The organism is Vibrio sp. Of14-4, assembly GCF_022347625.1.
In the GTDB taxonomy this organism is placed as follows: Bacteria; Pseudomonadota; Gammaproteobacteria; order Enterobacterales; family Vibrionaceae; genus Vibrio; species Vibrio pristinus.
In genome coordinates this window covers 1-1,155 of the sequence record NZ_JAKRGI010000059.1, presented here as the reverse complement: position 1 = coordinate 1,155, position 1,155 = coordinate 1, and the positions used below count along the sequence as shown (strand labels likewise).

At 37.3% G+C, this 1,155-nt stretch carries 2 protein-coding genes; both read right to left on the bottom strand.

What is annotated here, in order from left to right; all coding sequences use genetic code 11:
- Nucleotides 1-252 (bottom strand): hypothetical protein (locus MHN79_RS20825; protein ID WP_239174924.1); only part of this gene is annotated, 252 nt, incomplete at its 3' end.
- A 239-nt stretch (nucleotides 253-491) separates the two neighbouring features.
- Nucleotides 492-995 (bottom strand): hypothetical protein, encoded by a 504-nt coding sequence (locus tag MHN79_RS20820; RefSeq protein WP_239174922.1) that lies wholly within the window; start codon nucleotides 993-995, stop codon nucleotides 492-494.
- Nucleotides 996-1,155 lie beyond the last annotated feature (160 nt).

The window sequence follows — 1,155 nt, the reverse complement described above, 5'->3', positions numbered from 1 at the left end:
ATAAGACGCATTAACAAACACCAACTTAGGCAGCTTGGCAATAACGCTTATATCATCCAAGTAGTTATCGGTAATCTGTAGGTTCTCTAAGTGACGCAGGGCTTCGATTGCCGAAATATCAATAGTGCCACTTTCTTTTACCGTTAGGTCTTTAAGTGAAGGCAGTTTTTCAATACCAGCTAAAGTAGGTAGGTTAGAATCTGCGATAAAGAGTTCTTCTAAGCTAGGTAGGTTCTCCACATTATTAAGCACTCTATCCTCGCTAGACCACAAAACTAATTTTGTAAGCTCAGGCAAGTCTTTAATTTCAGGTAAGCTATTTTTACTCACATCAAATATGGATATTTTTTCTAAGTTTTTTGGTAAGGATACATAGCTTATCTTCGTATTAGACAGCTTTTTTAACGTCAATATTTTTAGTTTGTTTAATTTATGTATATTCTTAATATTATTGTATTGAGGTGCCGTTAGGCTAAGTTTTTCCAAATTTGTTAGAGAGCCGATATTTTTTTGAGACTTCCTGATTTTGGCAGTATCACCTGTTGCACATTATCTAAAAATGCAATAGTCAACCTTTCTAGATTGTTAAAAGCGCTCAGGTCAATAATCGTGTCAAGACTTTTTGCACCTCTTAAATAAAGGTACTGAACATCAGAAATAGCGGAAATAAAAGTAGCAGGCAATGTAGCATATTGCTCTACCGTGACATTCAATGCCTTTCCCTGTCTATCTAAGAGCACTGCAATACGCGATAATGAACCTGTCCCTCCGTATAATTGATCATTACCGATAACTTTAGGTGAAATAAGGTTCTCTCTCTCATCTTCTTTTGAAGGAAACTTGCTGAGTTTTCCTGTCAGGCCCTCAACAAAAAAGGATAAATTGCCGTATTCAGGTTTAAAGTTTTGCTGAATTTTTTGCACCACAGGCGAGGCTTGAATAATCGCCTCAGCTTGTTGCTGCGCGGTTAAGGCCAAGGCTTGACTGGCCAGCACTAAGCTTATGCTTAGTGTGGCTAAGATGGTTTTTATACGCTGAATCAATTGGTTACTTCCCAGACTGGCGATACACTTTAATCATGCTGATTGGTATCTTTATCGAGCCAAAGAAACTTAATCAATACGAATAGAATGTGGGTTAAAAAGCCAATATACA